Source organism: Lentzea flava (assembly GCF_014648475.1).
GTDB lineage: Bacteria > Actinomycetota > Actinomycetes > Mycobacteriales > Pseudonocardiaceae > Lentzea > Lentzea flava.
Window position 1 is genome coordinate 18,690 of record NZ_BMRE01000026.1, and the last position, 17,578, is coordinate 36,267.

18 protein-coding genes are annotated in these 17,578 nt (G+C 68.7%); 10 read left to right on the forward strand and 8 right to left on the reverse strand.

The window, feature by feature from the left end; translation table 11 throughout:
• Positions 1 to 43: 43 nt before the first annotated feature.
• The 3 genes from IEZ09_RS26380 (at position 44) to IEZ09_RS26390 (ending at position 1,705) form a co-directional block, all read left to right on the forward strand.
• On the forward strand, positions 44 to 700 hold the full coding sequence (locus IEZ09_RS26380) for a nucleoside/nucleotide kinase family protein (protein ID WP_229812973.1): 657 nt from the start codon (positions 44 to 46) through the stop codon (positions 698 to 700).
• Between the two features lie 15 nt (positions 701 to 715).
• Positions 716 to 871 carry a hypothetical protein gene (locus tag IEZ09_RS26385; RefSeq protein WP_189256456.1) on the forward strand — a complete coding sequence of 52 codons (156 nt, stop codon included), beginning with the start codon at positions 716 to 718 and terminating at the stop codon, positions 869 to 871.
• Between the two features lie 96 nt (positions 872 to 967).
• Entirely contained in the window at positions 968 to 1,705 is a 738-nt protein-coding gene (locus IEZ09_RS26390) for a hypothetical protein (RefSeq protein ID WP_189256457.1), read from the forward strand.
• A 34-nt stretch (positions 1,706 to 1,739) separates the two neighbouring features.
• Here IEZ09_RS26390 and IEZ09_RS26395 read toward each other — a convergent pair whose 3' ends face one another.
• The 3 genes from IEZ09_RS26395 to IEZ09_RS26405 all read right to left on the reverse strand — a co-directional run bounded on the left by IEZ09_RS26395 (position 1,740) and on the right by IEZ09_RS26405 (position 5,346).
• Positions 1,740 to 2,144, reverse strand: coding sequence for an ANTAR domain-containing protein (locus tag IEZ09_RS26395; RefSeq protein WP_189256458.1), 405 nt, complete (start codon positions 2,142 to 2,144; stop codon positions 1,740 to 1,742).
• Positions 2,145 to 2,244: 100 nt separating this feature from the next.
• Positions 2,245 to 3,348: a winged helix DNA-binding domain-containing protein gene (locus IEZ09_RS26400; protein WP_189256459.1), complete on the reverse strand. Its 1,104-nt coding sequence runs from the start codon at positions 3,346 to 3,348 to the stop codon at positions 2,245 to 2,247.
• Positions 3,349 to 3,363: 15 nt separating this feature from the next.
• Complete coding sequence (locus IEZ09_RS26405; protein ID WP_370467751.1) at positions 3,364 to 5,346, reverse strand: MMPL family transporter; 1,983 nt, start codon at positions 5,344 to 5,346, stop codon at positions 3,364 to 3,366.
• A 48-nt stretch (positions 5,347 to 5,394) separates the two neighbouring features.
• On the opposite strand from IEZ09_RS26405, the gene IEZ09_RS26410 reads away from it, so the two are divergent.
• On the forward strand, positions 5,395 to 5,868 hold the full coding sequence (locus IEZ09_RS26410; RefSeq protein WP_229812974.1) for a MarR family winged helix-turn-helix transcriptional regulator: 474 nt from the start codon (positions 5,395 to 5,397) through the stop codon (positions 5,866 to 5,868).
• On the opposite strand, the gene IEZ09_RS26415 is transcribed toward IEZ09_RS26410, so the two are convergent.
• On the reverse strand, positions 5,795 to 6,421 hold the full coding sequence (locus IEZ09_RS26415; RefSeq protein WP_189256460.1) for a maleylpyruvate isomerase family mycothiol-dependent enzyme: 627 nt from the start codon (positions 6,419 to 6,421) through the stop codon (positions 5,795 to 5,797). The genes IEZ09_RS26410 and IEZ09_RS26415 overlap by 74 nt on opposite strands.
• 56 nt (positions 6,422 to 6,477) lie before the next feature.
• Between IEZ09_RS26415 and IEZ09_RS26420 the strand changes: the two genes are divergently transcribed.
• Positions 6,478 to 7,371 (forward strand): RNA polymerase subunit sigma-70, encoded by an 894-nt coding sequence (locus IEZ09_RS26420; RefSeq protein WP_229812975.1) that lies wholly within the window; start codon positions 6,478 to 6,480, stop codon positions 7,369 to 7,371.
• Positions 7,372 to 7,466: 95 nt separating this feature from the next.
• Here IEZ09_RS26420 and IEZ09_RS26425 read toward each other — a convergent pair whose 3' ends face one another.
• From IEZ09_RS26425 to IEZ09_RS26440, 4 genes are all read right to left on the reverse strand, one after another.
• Positions 7,467 to 8,009, reverse strand: a complete 543-nt coding sequence (locus IEZ09_RS26425; RefSeq protein WP_189256461.1) for a hypothetical protein — start codon at positions 8,007 to 8,009, stop codon at positions 7,467 to 7,469.
• A gap of 247 nt (positions 8,010 to 8,256) precedes the next feature.
• On the reverse strand, positions 8,257 to 8,694 hold the full coding sequence (locus IEZ09_RS26430) for a DUF222 domain-containing protein (protein WP_189256462.1): 438 nt from the start codon (positions 8,692 to 8,694) through the stop codon (positions 8,257 to 8,259).
• A gap of 168 nt (positions 8,695 to 8,862) precedes the next feature.
• Positions 8,863 to 9,510: a response regulator gene (locus IEZ09_RS26435; protein ID WP_189256463.1), complete on the reverse strand. Its 648-nt coding sequence runs from the start codon at positions 9,508 to 9,510 to the stop codon at positions 8,863 to 8,865.
• Positions 9,507 to 10,763, reverse strand: coding sequence for a sensor histidine kinase (locus IEZ09_RS26440; protein ID WP_229812976.1), 1,257 nt, complete (start codon positions 10,761 to 10,763; stop codon positions 9,507 to 9,509). The genes IEZ09_RS26435 and IEZ09_RS26440 overlap by 4 nt, the downstream gene beginning before the upstream one ends.
• A 225-nt stretch (positions 10,764 to 10,988) precedes the next feature.
• On the opposite strand from IEZ09_RS26440, the gene IEZ09_RS26445 reads away from it, so the two are divergent.
• From IEZ09_RS26445 to IEZ09_RS26465, 5 genes are all read left to right on the forward strand, one after another.
• Complete coding sequence (locus IEZ09_RS26445; RefSeq protein ID WP_268247650.1) at positions 10,989 to 12,149, forward strand: ABC transporter substrate-binding protein; 1,161 nt, start codon at positions 10,989 to 10,991, stop codon at positions 12,147 to 12,149.
• Positions 12,150 to 12,163: 14 nt separating this feature from the next.
• Positions 12,164 to 12,916: an MBL fold metallo-hydrolase gene (locus IEZ09_RS26450; protein ID WP_189256465.1), complete on the forward strand. Its 753-nt coding sequence runs from the start codon at positions 12,164 to 12,166 to the stop codon at positions 12,914 to 12,916.
• A gap of 157 nt (positions 12,917 to 13,073) precedes the next feature.
• On the forward strand, positions 13,074 to 14,084 hold the full coding sequence (locus IEZ09_RS26455) for a LacI family DNA-binding transcriptional regulator (protein ID WP_189256466.1): 1,011 nt from the start codon (positions 13,074 to 13,076) through the stop codon (positions 14,082 to 14,084).
• Positions 14,085 to 14,501: 417 nt separating this feature from the next.
• Entirely contained in the window at positions 14,502 to 14,714 is a 213-nt protein-coding gene (locus IEZ09_RS26460) for a hypothetical protein (RefSeq protein WP_189256467.1), read from the forward strand.
• Positions 14,715 to 14,895: 181 nt separating this feature from the next.
• Entirely contained in the window at positions 14,896 to 17,538 is a 2,643-nt protein-coding gene (locus IEZ09_RS26465; RefSeq protein ID WP_229812977.1) for a glycoside hydrolase family 9 protein, read from the forward strand.
• Positions 17,539 to 17,578 lie beyond the last annotated feature (40 nt).

The window sequence follows — 17,578 nt, forward strand, 5'->3', positions numbered from 1 at the left end:
GATGCCCGCGAGACCCAGGTCTCATCCGAAAGGGGCCAACGCGGTGACGTTCCGTGAGATCGTCTGGGGCGTGACGCGAACTGGGGTGTTGGACGCCGTGGCCGACCTGCTGCCCGTCGAGGGGCTGGTCGCGGTGGACGGGGTCGACGGCGCGGGCAAGACGACGTTCTGCGACGACCTCGCCGCGGTGCTGCGCGCCCGTGGCCGCACCGTGGTCCGCGCCTCCGTGGACGACTTCCACCACCCGCGCGCGATCCGCTATCGGCGCGGCAAGACGTCGCCGGAGGGCTTCTTCCTCGACAGCTTCGACCACGAACGCCTCGTCGCCCGCCTGCTCGTGCCGTTCGCCGCCGGGCACCCGTTCCAGCGCGCGAGCCACGACCTGCGAACCGACGAGTACGTCGACGCGCCCTTCGAGGTCGCGACACCTCCGGCGATCCTGCTGGTGGACGGTGTCTTCCTGCACCGCGACGAGCTCGTGGACCACTGGGACTTCTCGGTGTTCCTCCACGTCGACTTCGCGGTGTCCGTGGCACGAATGGCCGTGCGCGACGGCAGTCCGTCCGATCCGGACGATCCCCGCAACCGCCGTTACGTCGAGGGCCAGCGGCTGTACCTCGCGACGTGCGCACCGGCGGCGCGGGCGAGCCTGGTGATCGACTACAACGACCTCGCCGAGCCGCGCGTGAGGACGACCTGAAGTACGGTGGCGCGCGTGACCGAGCCCGCCAGGAAGACAGCGCGACTCCCCCAGTGCCCGCAGTGCGAGTCCGACGACCTGCGCCCCTACGGCAACGGCTCCAAGTGGATCTGCCCGACCTGCCGGTTCCTGGCGCCGTGCTGCGAGCCCGACACCGCCTGCCGCTGGTAGATCGACCCCCCAATCGTTACCCGGCGTGATAACGCCAGGTCGCGTCGCGACGACGTACTCCCCACAGCGTCCGAAAGGCGTAACGAGGAGGCCGCCATGGCGACCACGTTCTGGGCTTGGCTCGTGTCCGCTCTCGTCATCGTGCTGCTCGCGGTCGTGGTACCCGGCCGTCTCGGCGCGCAGAACGTCCTGCGGGACGCGCGCGGCCGGTACAGCCTGTCGCGGCTGCAGATGATGTTGTGGACCGTCGTGCTGCTGTCGCTGATCTGCGGCATGGCGTTCGGGCGGTTCGCGGCCGGGCAGGTCGACGTCGCCGGGTTCCGCATCCCCGGTCAGGTGCTCACGTTGCTCAGCATCGCGATCGGGTCCGCCGTGGTGGCGGGCGCGATCAAGGTCGTGAAGAGCACGACGCGGCCGGGCTGCGTGGCGGCCTACCCGAAGGGGCGGGAAGGCGGGCGGCTGTGGGAGATGCTGACCGTCGAGGAGGGCGCGTCGGCCGGCAAGTCGATCGACCTGTCGAAGTTCCAGAACTTCCTCATCACGATCCTGCTGGTGCTGGCGTACGTCGCGCAGGCGGTGGCGGCGCTCAGGGCGGTCAGCAACCCCGCCGGCATCGGCGGGCTGCCCGCGTTCTCGGACACGTTCCTCGTGCTGCTCGCGGTGAGCCACGCCGGATACCTGCTGGGCAAGATCCCGTCGCCCACCGGCACACCCGAGAGCGGCACCATGGCGGACCGGCTGGCGGAAGCCGAACCCGAGGCAGCACCCGCCGCCGCGCCCAACGGCGTCGTTCCCGAGATGCGGCCGGCCGAAGCCGAGCCCCAGAAGGTCTGACGGCCCTCACCGCCCGGCGGCAACTGGTCAGCGGCTACGAACCGGCGGAGGGCAGGTGGTCCCCCGCCAGCACGGCACGGGCGACGACGGAGACGTCCAGCGCGTGCCGTGAGGCGTGGCCGGTGATCAGGTCGGACGCTTCGGCGACGGAGATGTCCCTGCGGGCGGCCAGCGCTCCCTTGGCCTGGTTGAGAGCGGCCTCGTCGGCCAGCGAGATCTGGAGGCGGGCGCCCGCGTGGTGGATGGCGGCGATGGTGTCGTCGAGCCGGTCGATGACGGCGTGCACGCGGTCGCGGCCCACCCCCTGTTGCCTGCTGAACACGCCCAGCACCGAGTGCAGGTCGAGATTGGCCGCGAGCAGCTGGTGCACGACCTGATCGAGCATGTCGTCGACCTCGGGCCGGCCGGTCCGCGACATGTGCGGCGCGGGATCACTCACCATTCCGACCTTGCCCGTTGGAGGGCCTCCAGGCAACCACTCGGCCGGCTGTCACGGCACCTGGTGACTCGTGCAAGGGCCTTTGTGGATCTCGACGTGGTCACAGGATTCGGACGTGATCGACCGGCAGATCCTTCCACCAGCGCGCGAAACGCCGGTAGATCTGCGTTTCCCGGTCGCCGAGGAACTTGTGCAACGCCCTGGCCTCCTCCGCGAGACCAGCCCACTGCCTCTTGCTCAGGGAGTGGAAGGCGGTCGCCTCGATGCCGCCGCCCTCGTGCGGACGCCAGACTCCCGCCACGTGGCCGTCGACGAGAAGCGTCGGCAGCGTGTCGCCGTTGTTGCGGATCACGAGCTTGCGGTACTGCTCAGGGATGATCCGGCTGCGGTCGGCGTAGGCGAGCAACGTGCTGTCCCACATGGCCATCAGCCGCGGTGGCGCCGGGGTGTCCTCGTCCGGGATCGTCCGGTTCGGAACGTCGTGGTAGTCGCCGTCCCGCACCAGGTCGAGCAGCTGCAGAGCGTCCCGGATCGTGGTGCGCGGCAGCATCGTGAACTGGTTCATGTCCGGGATGGTCGCCGGCCCGAACGAGGTGAGGTAGCGGCGCAGCATCTCGGCCAGCGCCGCCATCCGGTCACGCGGCTCGATCACCGCGGTCTGGAACGACAGCCGCGGCCCGAACGCCCACGGGCCGCCCGTCGGCACCCGCACCAGTGGCGCGTAGGACGCGAGCGCCCACCAGAGGCCCGGCTCCCCCACGTCGCCGACGTGCGAGTGCAGCAGCTCCTCCAGCTCCGGCTTGGTCCTCGGCTCGGCCGCGAACTCCACCAGGTGCGCGAGCACCTCGTCGGCCCGCTCGACCGTGAGCCCCATCGCTCGGAACCGCCTGTCGTTCAGCCGGGACGCCCTGAGCGCGGGCAGCATCGCGTGGTGGAACACCTCGTGGTCGGCCGCCGTCACCGCGTGCAGCGTGATGCGCATCAGCGACGCCTTGCGCACCGCGCCGCTGGTGAACGCCTCGTCCAGGTCGGCGGGGTCGAAGCCCTCGATCCGGTTCCACAGCGCGATGTACGGCGACGGAGGCTCCTGTGCCTGGATCGCCATGACCCTCTCGACCGCCGTGAGCACGTCCACCGGCTCGCGCCGCAGCAACATCTGCCGGTCGAGCGTCGCGCGGTTGAGCTGCCGTGCCGTGAAGGTCATGGCCGAGATCCTGGCTCACCGCAGCTTCGACGGCCACCAGATTCGGCCACCGATGTCCACCGCGAGCGCCGGCACGAGCAACGACCGCACCAGCAACGTGTCCAGCAGGACACCGAACGCCACGATGAACGCTATCTGCGTCAGGAACAGGATCGGCAGCACGGCCAGCGCCGCGAACGTCGCCGCCAGCACCACACCCGCCGACGTGATCACGCCACCGGTCAGGCTGAGGCCTCGCAACGTTCCCTCCACCGTGCCGAGGCGCCGGGTTTCCTCGCGGACGCGGGTCATCAGGAAGATGTTGTAGTCGATGCCCAGCGCCACCAGGAACACGAACCCGAACAGCGGCACCACCGGATCCGAGCCGGGGAAGCCGAAGACGTGGTTGAACACCAGCGCCGACACGCCCATCGTGGCCGCGAACGACAGCACGACGGTGGCGATCAGCAGGACCGGTGCCAGCAACGACCTCAGCAGCAGCGCCAGCACCAGGAAGATCACCACCAGCACGATCGGGATGATCAGCAGCCGGTCGCGCTCCGACGTCTTCCTGGTGTCCAGCAACGTCGCCGTCTGCCCGCCGACCTTCGCGTCGCCGATCCCGTGCACCGCCGCACGGATGCGCTCGACCGTCGCCACCGCCGCGTCGGAGTCCGGCGCGTCCTTCAGCGTGGCCTCGACGCGGACGAGCCCTTCCGCGGTACCGGCCGGCCTGACGTCGGCCACACCGTCCACCTTGGACTTCTGCAGGATCTCCGCCGTCTTGCTCTCGGCGGCGACGACGACCGTCGGCGAGCCCGTTCCGCCGGGGAAGTGCCTGGACAGCACCTCCTGTCCCGCAACGGATTCGACCTCGGTCAGGAAGACGTCGGACTGCGCGGTGCCGGACGCCTTGAGCTGCGGCAGGAACGCGGCGCCGACGAGCAGCACGATCGTGGTGACGATCCAGATCGCGCGCGGCCTGCGGCGCACCAGGTCTGCCGTGCGGCCCCAGAGTCCGCTCGTTTCCGGGTGCGGCGAGCCGAGTTTCGGCGCGAACGGCCAAAATGCAGCGCGTCCGCACAACGCCAGCGTCGCGGGCAGGAACGTCATCGTGGTCAGCAACGCGGCCCCGATGCCAATGGCCGCAACGGGTCCGAGGCCCTTGTTCGAGTCGAGGTCGCTGAACAGCAGGCACAGCACGCCGAGGATCACCGTGCCCGCCGACGCCGCGATGGGTTCGATGGTGCCGCGCCACGCCGTGCGGATGGCCGTGTACTTGTCCTGGGTGTCGCGCAGTTCTTCGCGGAATCTCGACACGAGCAGCAGCGCGTAGTCCGTCGCGGCGCCGAACACGAGGATCGAGAGAATGCCCTGGCTCTGACCGTTCAGCGCCAGCACGTCGTTCTTCGCCAGCAGGTACACGACGAAGCTGGCGAGCCCGAGCGCGAAGACCGCCGACAGCAGCACGACGACCGGCAGCAGCGGACTCCGGTAGACGACGAGCAGGATCAACGCGACCACCGCGCCCGCGACGACCAGCAGCAGCCCGTCGATCCCGCCGAAGGCTTCGACGAGGTCCGCGATCTGCGCCGCCGGGCCCGTGACCAGCACCTTCAGGCCTGGGGGCGCACCGCGCGTGCCGTCACGCAGCTGCAGGACCGAGTCACGCACCTCTTTCGCGGGGTCGAGCAGCACGACGAGCTGGGCGGCCTCGTTGTCGTTCGGCGCCGGGATCACCGGTGACGCCTGGAAGCCCTTGCCGCGGTCGGCGAGGTACTGCTTGTCCTGCTCGGTGAGCCCGCCCTGCCGTTCGACGACGACGATCGCCGGGATCGCGTTGCTGCGCTGGAACTTCTTCTGCAGCTCGGCGACCTGTGTGGACTCGGCGGAGTTCGGCAGGAACGCGCTGCTGTCGTTCTCCGCGACCTCCGACAGCTTGCCCGCGTACGGCCCGGTGAACCCGCCGAGTGCGAGCCAGACGACGAGCAGCACCCCGGCGAGGACTCGCATCAGCATTCCTTCGATCGTCGAACCTTTCGATGGACGAAACAGTATGCTGACCCCGTGAGCGACGCAAGTGACTACGACCTGAGCATGCTTCTGCGTGCGCTGGTCGCCGAGTCGAACCGGTTCTTGGAGATCTTCAGCGCGGCGCACGAGCTGCACCCGACCGACATGACGGCGCTGAACCTGATCATGACGGCCGACTCCCCCATGACACCGGGCTCGCTCGCCAAGGCGCTGAACCTGAGCGCGTCCGCGACGACGTCCGTGCTGGACCGGCTGGAACGGGCCGGTCACGTGGTCCGCGACCGCAGCCCCGACGACCGCCGCCGCGTCGAGCTCAGGGTGCTCTCCGCGGCGACGGCGCTGGCCTCCACGTTCTTCCAGCCGCTCGCCCGCGAGTTCTCCTCGACGTGGGAGCAGTTCAGCGCGGAGGACCGTCAGGTCGTGGCCCGGTTCCTCACGACGACGACCGAGGCGACGGCGCGGGTGCGTGCAGCGGTGAGCCCTCCGGCAGACGACGTCCGCAGATGAGCAGCAACAGCTCCTGAGCAGGACCTCTGACCGGCTCGCCCGCGCCGAACGTCCAGTCCATGTCCGTCGCCTCCAGCCTCTTGCCGCCGAGGTCGGCGCCGAAGTACCTGACGCTGCGCGGGGTCATGCCGTCGAGGACGAGCTTCAGGCGTTCGTGGGGCACTTTCCGGTTCAGTTTCAGTGCGACGGTGATGTCGAGGCCGTGGATGACGTCGTGCGAGAGCGCGCCGACCGGACCACCGCCGGGCGGGGTCCACGGGTGATCGATGTTGGCTTTGAGAACGTTGACCAGGTCGTTCGTGGACAGCGCTGCGGCGTCTTTGCGAGCCATGCGGTCGGAGGCGTGGTTGAACCGGCCGGCCGACCTGAGCATCTCGAGGAGCACGCGCCCGCCCGAGCTGCGGAACGGCAGCGTCGTGTGCGCGACGACCTCCTTGACGCGCCACCCCGCGCACAGACTCGGCGCGTTCCACTGCTCCTCGGTCAGGCTCGCGAGAAGTTCGGCCTGCTCACGTCGTTCCGCCGCCACCGCGGCCCTGATGTCTTCGGTCATGCTCGTGTGTACGGACCGGCCGACGAAAACTCATCGGTCCGCGTAGGGTCCTTCGCGTGATCGAGACGCTGGAGCCGTTCCGGATCGAGCTGACCGGCTACTGCTACCGCATGCTCGGCTCCGGCTTCGAGGCCGAGGACGCCGTGCAGGAGACCCTCGTGCGCGCGTGGAAGGCGTACGACAGCTTCGATCCTTCGCGCGCGTCACTGCGGACCTGGCTGTACCGCATCGCCACCAACATCTGCATCGACATGCTGCGCAGCGCCCAACGCCGCGCCCTCGCCATCGACCTGCGACCGGCCGGTGGCGATTTCGGCGCGCCCCTTCCCGAGCGGGCGTTCGTCCAGCCCGTGCCCGACGCTCGGGTCCTGCCAGAGGACACCGCGATCCGCCGCGAAACCGTGCGGCTCGCGTTCGTGGCGGCGCTGCAACACCTGCCGCCTCGTCAGCGCGCGGTGCTGATCCTGCGCGATGTGCTGGCGTGGAAGGCGGACGAGGTCGCCACGTTGCTCTCGATCTCGGTGGCGTCGGCCAACAGCGCGTTGCAGCGGGCACGGGCCACGCTGCAGACCGTTGATCCCGGCGAGCCCCTGAACCCCGCCGATCCGACGCAGAAGGCGTTGCTCAGCCGGTACTGCGAGGCGTTCGAGCGGCACGACGTGCGGACCCTGGTGGCGTTGCTGCACGAGGACGCGACGATGTCGATGCCGCCGTTCAGCTGGTGGCTGCGGGGCCGTGGCCCGATTTCTCTTGCGTTGAACGATCCGAACGCCGCCTGTGCCGGTGCCTGGCTGGTGCCGGTCGCGGCCAACGCGTCGCCCGCCTACTGGCAGATGCGGCCGGGTCTGGAGAAGCCGTTCGGGCTGGTGTTCCTCGACGTGCGCGGTGGGCTCGTCACGGGCAGCACGACGTTCCTGAACGTCGACGAGCTCCTGCCGCTGTTCACCTAGGGCGGTCTTCGTGATCCGGATCGTGCCGTCGGACGAGGTGCCGTGCGTGAAGGGCTGCGCGCCAGGTGTTCGAGGACGCCGGTTTTCGTCTGGCGCTAGACCGCCCCGACGAGGTCGCGTTCGCGCTTGACCGGTTGCGCCGGCTTGCGGATCCGGCCCCACGGCTTGAACACCGACAGGACGTAGGCGAACAACAGCAACGTCGGCGCGACGACGACCGGGTACATCAGGTCGGACGGGATCGCCGCGGCCTGGTCGCCCGCCATCATCCGCCTGCCGATCTCCGCCGCTTCGTCGACGCCAGGGCGGAGGGCGAACGCGATGAGCAGCGACATGCCGATGTTCATGAACAGCTTGATCGCCACCCACCAGTACTTGACGAGGCCGTACTTGCTGCCGAGGCCGAGGACCACGCCGGAGACCATGCAGACCGCGCTGGCGCCGAACATCGGCCAGATCGCGAAGATGTCGATCGACTGGACGGCGATGGCGGCGGTGGTCGCGTCCTCTGTGGACAGAGCTACCACGACCAGGATGCCCAAGGCCAGGTCGATGCCCAGCCACGCCGCTGACGACAGGACGTGCACCAGCAGCACTGCTTTGCGGGCGCGGCCGGTGAGCTTGCGAGTGGTGGTCATCGCGGTGCACTCCCTTGTCTCGTGGTGTTGTGCTCACTCTCGTCGTCGGGCTGGGGTGCTTCATCCGCTCACGTTCTGATCTCGCGTACGTCAGATTGCGTACGTGGTGGGATGCAGGTCGGGGGCGCGGGATCCGGCTTCGCCGACCGAATTTCTGTGGCCGGGTTGCGTGAGTGGTCACCAGGGCGCGGGTTGCGATCCGGAGGTGTCCCTGGGATCGCAACCCTGCGTGGCCGGTGGCCGTGGTCTAGAACGGTGGCGGGTCGTCGAAAACGTGGCCGTCCGGATCGACGCGCATCACCACCCGACCGGCCAGGCGCCGCACCTGCGCCCCCGTCCTGCCCTCGGCCTTGGCCAGCACCCGCTCCTCCACCTGCGCCGCCAGATCCGCCGACAACGGCATCGTCGAGTCGTGCAGCACCCGCGCCTTGTACAGGTCGATCTCACCCTTCTCCAGGGCGTCCAGCGTGCGCGGCAGCTTCGAGGCCAGATCCAGCGCCAGAGCGATCTGGTGGGACGTCCAAGCTGAAGTCCAGTGCATCGCGGCGGCGATCTCGGCGTCGAAGAACTCCTCACCCTCACACGCGAGGGCGTAATCCGCGAGAACCCGCAAACCCTGCGCCTGATGGTAGGCGACCTGTTTCTCGTGATAGGCGAGAGCATCGAGAACCTCGACGACGTCCATACCCCAATTCTATTCGAGATCAAATACAAAAACGGACATCGAGCGCCACACCATCGGGTGAAACCGCAGCTCAACCCCTATGGCACCGTATAGCAACCATCTCTCTCGACGTCACGCAACCACCTACGAAAAGCAGCCGCAGAAATTCGGGTTGGGCGAAGCCGAAAATCAGCCGCCCGGCGTCACAATCCCCTGCTCGTACGCGAATACGACCGCGTGCGTCCGATCCCGCAGCCCGAGCTTCGCCAGCACCCGCGACACGTGAGTCTTCACAGTCGTCTCACCGAGGAACAACGCGGCAGCGATCTCCGCATTGGAAGCACCCTTGGCCAGCTCCACCAGCACCTCGAACTCGCGATCGGTCAACGACGGCGGCCGGGTCCGCTGCTTGCCCACAGCGCTGAACCGCGCGATCACCCGCCGCGTCACCTCTGGCGACAACAAAGCGTCGCCACGCGCAACCACGCGCACGGACTCGACGAGGTCCTCCGGCGAGGCGTTCTTCAGCAGGAATCCGCTCGCACCGGCCTGCAACGCCTCGAACAGGTAGTCCTCGCGGTCGAACGTGGTCAGGATGACCACGCGGGTGCCGTGACCGGCGGCGAGGATCTGCCGGGTGGCTTCCAGGCCGTCCACGCGAGGCATCTGGACGTCCATCAGCACAACGTCGGGACGCAGGCGGAGGGCCAGGTCCACGGCCTCGGCGCCGTCGCCCGCCTCTCCCACCACCTCGATGCCCGGCTCGGTGCCCAGAATGACGCGGAAGCCGGCGCGGACCAGGTCGTGGTCGTCGGCCAGCACCACTCGCAAGCTCACGGCTTCTCCCCAGTTGGCAGTGATGCGCGCACGAGGTAGCCCGTGCCGCGGCGGGGACCCGCCTCCAGCGAACCGCCGTGCACCGCCAGGCGTTCGCGCATCCCCACCAGGCCGAAGCCCGAGACCGGTGCGGTGGACGGGCCGCGGCCGTCGTCGGCGATCTCCAGCTCCAGGGCGTTGTCCAGGTAACGCATTCGCACGTCGACGTGTTGAGCGGCCGCGTGCTTCACGACGTTGGTGAGGGCTTCCTGGACCACGCGGTAGGCCGACAACGCCACGGCTGACGGCACCTCTCGCGGTGCGCCGTAGACGCCGTGGGAGACCTCGAGGCCTGCGGCGCGGGCGTTTTCCAGCAGTTCTGGCAGGTCGTCCAGGCCTGGGGCGGCGCGGAGATCCGGTTCGGCGTCGGCGCGGAGCACGCCCAGCAGGCCGCGGAGTTCGTTGATCGCGGTGCGAGCCGTTTCCTCGACGGTGTGCAGGGCGTCGCGGGCCATCGCGGGGTCGGAGTCGAGGACTCGGCGGGCGGCACCGGCCTGGATGCCCATCACGGACACGTGGTGTGCCACGACGTCGTGGAGGTCGCGGGCGATGCGCATGCGTTCGGCGGTGATGGCTCCGCGGGTGTTCTGTTCCTGGGAGAGCCGCAGTTCCTCGGCCTGGTACCCGAGTTCGGCCTGGCGGCGGGCAGCGGTCCACGCCATTTCGCCCACGACGTACGCGAAGACGAAGAAGAAGATGTTGAACTCGAGCCCGTAGACGACGGAGGCGAGCACCGGGTCCAGCGGGCCCGCGGCGTTCTTGAAGTTGCCCGGCGGGCCCAGCAGGGCGCGCACGAGGCTGAAGCCCAGCCAGAAGAACATCGTGGCGATGACGCCGATGCGGGACCAGCGCGCCACGCGGCGGTTCTGTTCCCAGGCGCCGACGGTGAAGATCGCGAGGAACAGGATCGCGGACGGGACCAGGTTGTCGCCGAGCTGCCGCCACTGCGCGGCGATGAACAGCGCGGACACCACGAGCATGACGGCCAGCGGGTAGCGGCGGCGCACCACGAGGGGAAGCGAGAGGGCGAGCACCCAGGCGAGCTGCTCGCGCAGGTCGGGTGCGCGGCCCTGGGCGAAGGCGCCCATGCTGTTGACCAGCACGGTGAACTCGACTGCGCAGAGCATCACGAGCACGGCGATGCCGATGTCGCGTCGTCGCTGGGCGGGAGTGGGGCCTGGCCGCCGCCATTCGTTCCACACGGGCTCTTCCACTCGATCACGGTACCCGGCGGGACATTTCCATCGTTAATCGAAGGTTTCACCCCGGAGGGTGTTTCGGGCCACATGATTGGACTACCTGGTGTGGATTACTCAATACTGCGCGTTACCCACGAGTAACGTCCCCCTGCGACAAGGCCTCGAATGCGCATTCGTCCCCTGTTCCTGTCCGCCACCCTGCTCTTCGGCACGCTCACGGCGTGCGGGTCAGATGACCAGATGACTGAGCCTGTTCGCACTGGTCCTGGCGTCTCGGCTGAATCGATCTCGCTCGGCGTGTTGACAGACATGACAGGCCCGTTCAAAGGGTCGTCGATTTTCCGTATTCGCGGATATGAACTCTATCTGGACCAGGTCAACAAACGTGGCGGCGTGTGCGGGCGGCGCATCGAGCTGAAGCAGAAGGACCACGCCTACGACGTCCAGAAGGCGCTCGACGGCTATTTCGAGCTCGAACCGCAGGTGCTCGGATTCATCGACGTGCTGGGCCAGCCGATGACCGCCGCCATCGAACCGGACCTGATGCAGACGCGGGCGCTCACCGTGCCCGGCTCGTGGGCGGCCGACCTGCTCGGCAACCCGCACATGATGATCGTCGGCACGACGTACGACCTCGACATCATCAACGGGCTCGACCACTACAAGCGCAACGGCGTCCTCGCGGCCGGCGACACCATCGGGCACGTGCACCTGCGCGGCAGCTTCGGCGACAACGCCCTGGAGGGCAGCCGGTTCGTCGCCGAGAACTGGGGCATGAAGATCTCCGAGCAGGCGGTCACCGAGACGACGGCGAACTTCGCCGAGCAGATCGCCGCGCTCAAGGCCGCCAACGTGAAGGTGCTCGTGCTCAGCCTGACGCCACCGCAGGCCGCCGCCGCGGTGGGCATCGCCGCGCAGCTCGGGTGGAACGTGCCGATCCTCGCCAACGCCGTCAGCTACGACGCCGCGATCATGCAGTCGCCGGTCGCGCCGGTGTTCGCGAAGCAGGTGCTGATCCCCACGCCCGTCGCACCGTGGAGCGGTAACGCGGAGGGCGTGAAGGAGCTGCGCGACGGCTATCAGGAACGCTGGCGCGGCGAGGCGGGAACGCTCAACACCGTGCACGGGTACACGGTCGCGATGGCGTTCGTCGCCGTGCTGGAGAAGGCCTGCGGCAAGAAGGACCTGACGCGGGACGGCGTGCTGCGCGCGTTCCACGACACGACCGGTCTGACCACCAAGGGCATCACCGGCCCGCTGAAGTTCTCGTTGGTCGGACGGCCTTCCAGCACCCAGTCGTACATGACGCGGCCGGACGCGAACGTGCCCGGCACGCTCAAGGTCGTCGAGGACCTCTACGAGTCGGAGCTGGTGAAGCTCAAGGGCACCCGCGCACGTTGACCTAGAGTCGGCGAATGGGACTCAGCCTGACCGTCCTCGGGTGCGCGACGCCGTACCCGAGCACGGACAACCCGTGCTCCGGTTACCTCGTGGAGCACCACGACACTCGACTGTGGATGGACGCGGGCACCGGCACGCTCGGCCCGCTCCAGCGCTACACGAGGCTCGAGGACGTCGACGCGATCTGGATCTCGCACCTGCACGCCGACCACAGCGCGGATCTGCTGACCGCCTACTACGCGTTGCTGTTCGCGGACGTCAAACGCGACCCGATCCCGCTCTTCGGCCCGCCCGGCATCGCCGACCGCCTCGCGGGCTTCCTCACCAACGGCCCGACGCGCAGCCCGGTCGAGGACGCGTTCGAGATCACCGAGCTCCACGACGGCCACCAGACCACGATCGGAACGCTCCTGCTCACCACCAGGGCCGTGCACCACGGCATCCCCGCGTTCGGCGTGCGCGTCGAGGCGGACGACGTGTCGCTCACCTACTCCGGCGACACAGCGCCGTGCCAGAGCCTCGTCGAACTGGCCCGCGACACCGACGTGCTGCTGTGCGAGGCCGAGAGCGCCGAGAAGACGCCGGACATGGTCCATCACACGCCGGAGGACGCGGGCGACACCGCGACGAGCGCGAACGCGGGCAGGCTGATCGTGACGCACGTGGGCCGCTTCCTGTCGCCGCAGGAAGCGGTCGCACGCGCGTCGTCCCGCTATCAGGGACACGTCGACTACGCGGCTCCCGGAACCACGTTCACGCCCCGGTGATACGCGCCTCGTCTGTCCCAAGTGGACGGTAGCGGGTGGAACTGTTGCGCATTGTTGCCAGGTAACGCACCCTGGAGATCGAAAACGATTTCGACAATGCGCCACAAGTCGCAGAAATCGTCGAATGAGCAGTCGAATCTCGTTCGAAAGGATTTCGATGGGGAGACGGCGATCGGACGCGATCACACTCAGGGACGTGGCCCGGCTGGCGGGCGTGTCGATCGCCACCGCGTCCAAGGCGATCAACAACCGCGACGAGGTGGCTGCGGCCACCCGCGCCCGCGTGCTGCGTGCGGCGGCCGAGTTGTCCTTCCGCCCCAACGTTCTCGCGCAGGGTCTCGTGGCCGGCCGCACCCGTGCCATCGGCCTGCTGACCGACGAGCTCGACGGCCGGTTCGCCATTCCGATCCTGCTGGGCGCCGAGAACGCCCTGTCGCACCAGGAGATGTCGGTGCTGCTGTGCGACACGCGTGGCGACGCGATCCGCCGCAACCACTACATCCGCACCCTGCTGGCGCGCCAGGTGGACGGGTTCATCATCGTCGGCGACAGCAACGACGTGCACCTGTCGCTGACGGCCGACATCCCGGTGCCCGTGGTGTACGTCTACTGCAGATCCACCAACCCCGCCGACCTCTGCCTGGTGTCCGACGACGAGGGCGGCGCGCTGCTCGCCGTCGAGCACCTGATCGCGTTGCGGCGCAAGCACATCGCGCACATCACCGGCCCGCAGTCCTGGCGCGCCGCCCGCGACCGCGCCGCCGCGACCTGTGCCGTCCTGCACGACCACGGCCTGATGCTGGCCGGCGGGCAGCCGCTGCACGGCGAGTGGTCCCAGCACTGGGGCAGGCACGCCACGCGGTTGCTGATGGCGACGACGCCCGAAGTGGACGCCATCTTCTGCGGCAACGACCAGATCGCCAGCGGGGCCGCACAGGCACTGGCGGACCTCGGTCGCCGCGTGCCGGACGACGTCGCGATCGTGGGGTACGACAACTGGGAGATCTTCGCTGCGGACAGCAAGCCGCCGCTCACCACCGTCGACCTGAACCTGCAGCAGGTCGGCGAGACCGCGGTGCGGCACCTGCTCGCTGCGCTCGACGGCACCCCGGCGTCCGGCGTCTTCCGGCAGCCGTGCCGGTTGGTGATCCGCGAGTCGACGGCGTGAAGGGACACGCGATACGGCACTGCTCGCGGCCCAGCGACACACCGGAGCCGCGCGAAGTCCAGTCATGGCAACACTTCCTGACAGGGCGGTCCAGGAGCGCTCCCTCCGGGGTTCGTGTCCGGAGGGAGCGCTCGGCGGGGCCGGGACGGCCGAGCGGCAGGAACACCGTTCGACGCCGGGGAACAGAACGGCGAGACACCACCGCGCTGCCGTCGCGGGACGCGCGCTGACCTCCACGACGCCGCACCGTGTCGGTCCACATCCCAAGCCGACCCCGAGTCAGGGACCTGGGAGCGCTCCCAGGCGAAACGGGACTGTAACGGCCGCGAACAGGCTCGGGAAGCGTTGTCGAACGCCCGTCGATGTCCGAGCGAATTTCATGTTGCACGCAAAGTCACCGTCGCAAGGGGCGATCATGTGGCATTCCGGGCTCAACCACCACCGGAACAGCCCTGCAGGGATGCGCACGGTGTCCCGCTTTCCGGTTCGCTGCGCCATTTCAGTGATGAGCCGAAGAAAGTGATCGACAAGGTCTGCGCGATGATCGACGAGAAAAATACGACGAACGGTCACGGTTCGTTGTGCCGAACGGGCCAGCATTGCGGCGGCTGGCTACTTTCTGCCACCTGAACGATTGTGAACCCGTTCGGCACAGCGCCAGGGCGACATCCGGCCGACGTCCAGGGGCCGGCTGTCGGCATTTACGAGTGCATTCAGCAGGCGCCCCTTCCGGAATGTTTTCGTGACCGTTACAGTCGGCCGAACTGGGAGCGCTCCCATAAGCATCCGAACCCTGTCATCGGAGGCTCAAGTGCTCAATCGCAGGTCACGAGCCATCACCACCGCGATCGTCGTGCTGTTCGCCGGACTGGTGGTGCCACGAGCGGAAGCGGCGCCCGCGTTCAACTACGCGGAGGCGCTGCAGAAGTCGATCTGGTTCTACGACGCACAGCGGTCCGGGAAGCTGCCGGCGGACAACCGGGTGAGCTGGCGCGCGGACTCCGCGCTGCGCGACGGCTCCGACGTCGGGCTCGACCTGTCCGGCGGGTTCTACGACGCCGGTGACCACGTGAAGTTCGGGCTGCCCTTCGCGTTCAGCATGTCGATGCTCGCGTGGGGCGCGGTGGAGAACCGCGCGGCCTACGCGGACTCCGGGCAGCTCAAGCACTTGATGGCGAACCTCAGGTGGGGCACGGACTGGATCATCAAGGCGCACCCGTCACCGAACGTCGTCTACGGCCAGGTCGGCGCGGGCAACCCCGACCACGCCTGGTGGGGATCGGCCGAGGTCATGCCGATGGCCCGTCCTTCGTACAAAGTGGACGCCTCGTGTCCCGGCTCCGACCTCGCGGGCGAGTACGCCGCCGCGATGGCGTCGGCCTCGATGGTCTTCAAGGACACCGATCCCACCTACGCGGCCACGCTGCTCACCCACGCCAAGCAGCTCTACACGTTCGCGGACACCTACCGCGGCAAGTACAGCTCCTGCATCACCGACGCCGCGAACTTCTACAACTCGTGGAGCGGCTACCAGGACGAGCTGGTGTGGGGCGCGATCTGGCTGCACCGCGCGACCGGTGACGCGAGCTACCTGACCAAGGCCAAGGCGGAGTACCAGAAGCTCAGCACCGAACCGCAGAGCTCCGAGCGTTCCTACAAGTGGACCATCGCGTGGGACGACAAGTCCTACGGCGCCTATGTGTTGATGGCCAAGCTCACCGGCGAGCAGACCTACATCACCGACGCCAACCGCTGGCTCGACTTCTGGACCACCGGCTACAACGGCAACCGGGTGCGGTACTCCCCCGGCGGCCAGGCCGTGCTCGACAGCTGGGGTTCCCTGCGCTACGCCGCCAACACCGCGTTCGCGGCGCTGGTGTACTCGGACTGGCTGTCCACTCGCGACAGCGCGCGGGCCAGGACGTACCACGACTTCGCTGTGCGGCAGGTGAACTACGCCCTCGGCGACAACCCGCGCAACTCGAGCTACCTCGTCGGCTTCGGCGCCAACCCGCCGCGCAACCCGCACCACCGCACCGCGCACGGATCGTGGGCCGACAGCATCCAGGAACCCGTCACGAGCCGGCACGTGCTCTACGGCGCGCTGGTCGGCGGCCCCAGCACCAACAACGACGCGTACACCGACAGTCGCAGCGACTACGTGATGAACGAGGTCGCGCTCGACTACAACGCGGGCTTCACCGGCGCTCTCGCCCGCCTGTACCGGGAGTTCGGCGGCACCCCGCTGGCGAGCTTCCCCGTGGCGGAGACCCCGGACGGGCCCGAGCTCACGGTCCAGGCGTCGGTGAACCAGAGCGCCGCCCAGTTCACCGAGATCAAGGCGTTCGTGCTCAACAAGAGCGCGTGGCCGGCGCGGACGTTCAACGGCACGCTGCGCTACTTCTTCACGCTCGACGGCGCCACCACGCCCGGCCAGATCTCCGTGACCACCAACTACAACCAGTGCGGCACGGCGAGCGCGCCGACGCAGTACCGCGGAGCGGTGTACTACGTGGAGATCCCCTGTTCCGGCATCGCTCCCGCCGGGCAGTCCGCGTACCGCAAGGAAGTGCAGTTCCGCATCACCAGCACCGGCACGTGGGACCCCGCCAACGACTGGTCGTACGCCGGGCTCGGCAGCGGCAACACCGTCGCCCAGACCGACCGGATCGTGCTACGCCAGGACGGGAAGACGGTGTGGGGCACCGAACCCGGCGGCGGCGTCGACGACAACGAGGCGCCGACCGTCCCGACAGGACTGACCGCGTCGAACGCCGGCAGCTCCAGCGTCACGCTGAACTGGACCGCCGCCACCGACAACGTCGGCGTCACCGGATACGAGGTGATGAACGGCACGAGCGTCGTCGGCTCGGCGACCACGACCAGCCTGCTCGTCACCGGGCTGGTTCCGGACACGCAGTACACGTTCTCGGTGCGCGCCAGGGACGCCGCGGGCAACGTCTCCGCGGCGAGCGCACCGGTGAGCGTGCGCACGCTGCCCGGTGTCCGGAGCACGCTCTCGGTGCAGCACAAGGGAACCAGCGCGGCCAGGACGAACCAGATCGGCGCGACGCTCCAGGTGACCAACAACGGCACCGGTCCGGTCAGCCTCACCACCACGACCGTCAGGTACTGGTTCACCGGCGAGCCCGCGGCCGGGTACCAGGTCTGGTGCGACTGGGCGCAGATCGGCTGCGCGGGCATCCGGGCCCAGGTCGTCAAGCTCGCCACCCCGCGACCGGGAGCCGACGCGTACCTGGAGGTGTCCTTCACCACCGGCAGTCTCGCCGCGAACGCCGCCACCGGCGAGATCCAGCTGCGGGTGGCGAAGTCCGACTGGTCCGCGTTCGACCAGGCCGACGACCACAGCTACCGGGTCAGCGCCGCGCTGACCGACTTCGACAGGGTCACCGCCTACTCCGCGGGCGCGCTCGCGTGGGGCGCCGAACCCTGACCAGATCTCGGCGCTGGACGTTCTGCGCGCCCAGGCGTCC

What these genes read in the sequence shown, in the direction of transcription:
- IEZ09_RS26405 (WP_370467751.1), bottom strand. Translation starts at nt 5,346, where the DNA reads ATGCTGATGCGAGTCCTCGCCGGGGTGCTGCTCGTCGTCTGGCTCGCA.
- IEZ09_RS26415 (WP_189256460.1), bottom strand. Translation starts at nt 6,421, where the DNA reads ATGACCGAAGACATCAGGGCCGCGGTGGCGGCGGAACGACGTGAGCAG.
- IEZ09_RS26390 (WP_189256457.1), top strand. Translation starts at nt 968, where the DNA reads ATGGCGACCACGTTCTGGGCTTGGCTCGTGTCCGCTCTCGTCATCGTG.
- IEZ09_RS26455 (WP_189256466.1), top strand. Translation starts at nt 13,074, where the DNA reads ATGGGGAGACGGCGATCGGACGCGATCACACTCAGGGACGTGGCCCGG.
- IEZ09_RS26425 (WP_189256461.1), bottom strand. Translation starts at nt 8,009, where the DNA reads ATGACCACCACTCGCAAGCTCACCGGCCGCGCCCGCAAAGCAGTGCTG.
- IEZ09_RS26445 (WP_268247650.1), top strand. Translation starts at nt 10,989, where the DNA reads ATGACTGAGCCTGTTCGCACTGGTCCTGGCGTCTCGGCTGAATCGATC.
- IEZ09_RS26430 (WP_189256462.1), bottom strand. Translation starts at nt 8,694, where the DNA reads ATGGACGTCGTCGAGGTTCTCGATGCTCTCGCCTATCACGAGAAACAG.
- IEZ09_RS26450 (WP_189256465.1), top strand. Translation starts at nt 12,164, where the DNA reads ATGGGACTCAGCCTGACCGTCCTCGGGTGCGCGACGCCGTACCCGAGC.
- IEZ09_RS26400 (WP_189256459.1), bottom strand. Translation starts at nt 3,348, where the DNA reads ATGACCTTCACGGCACGGCAGCTCAACCGCGCGACGCTCGACCGGCAG.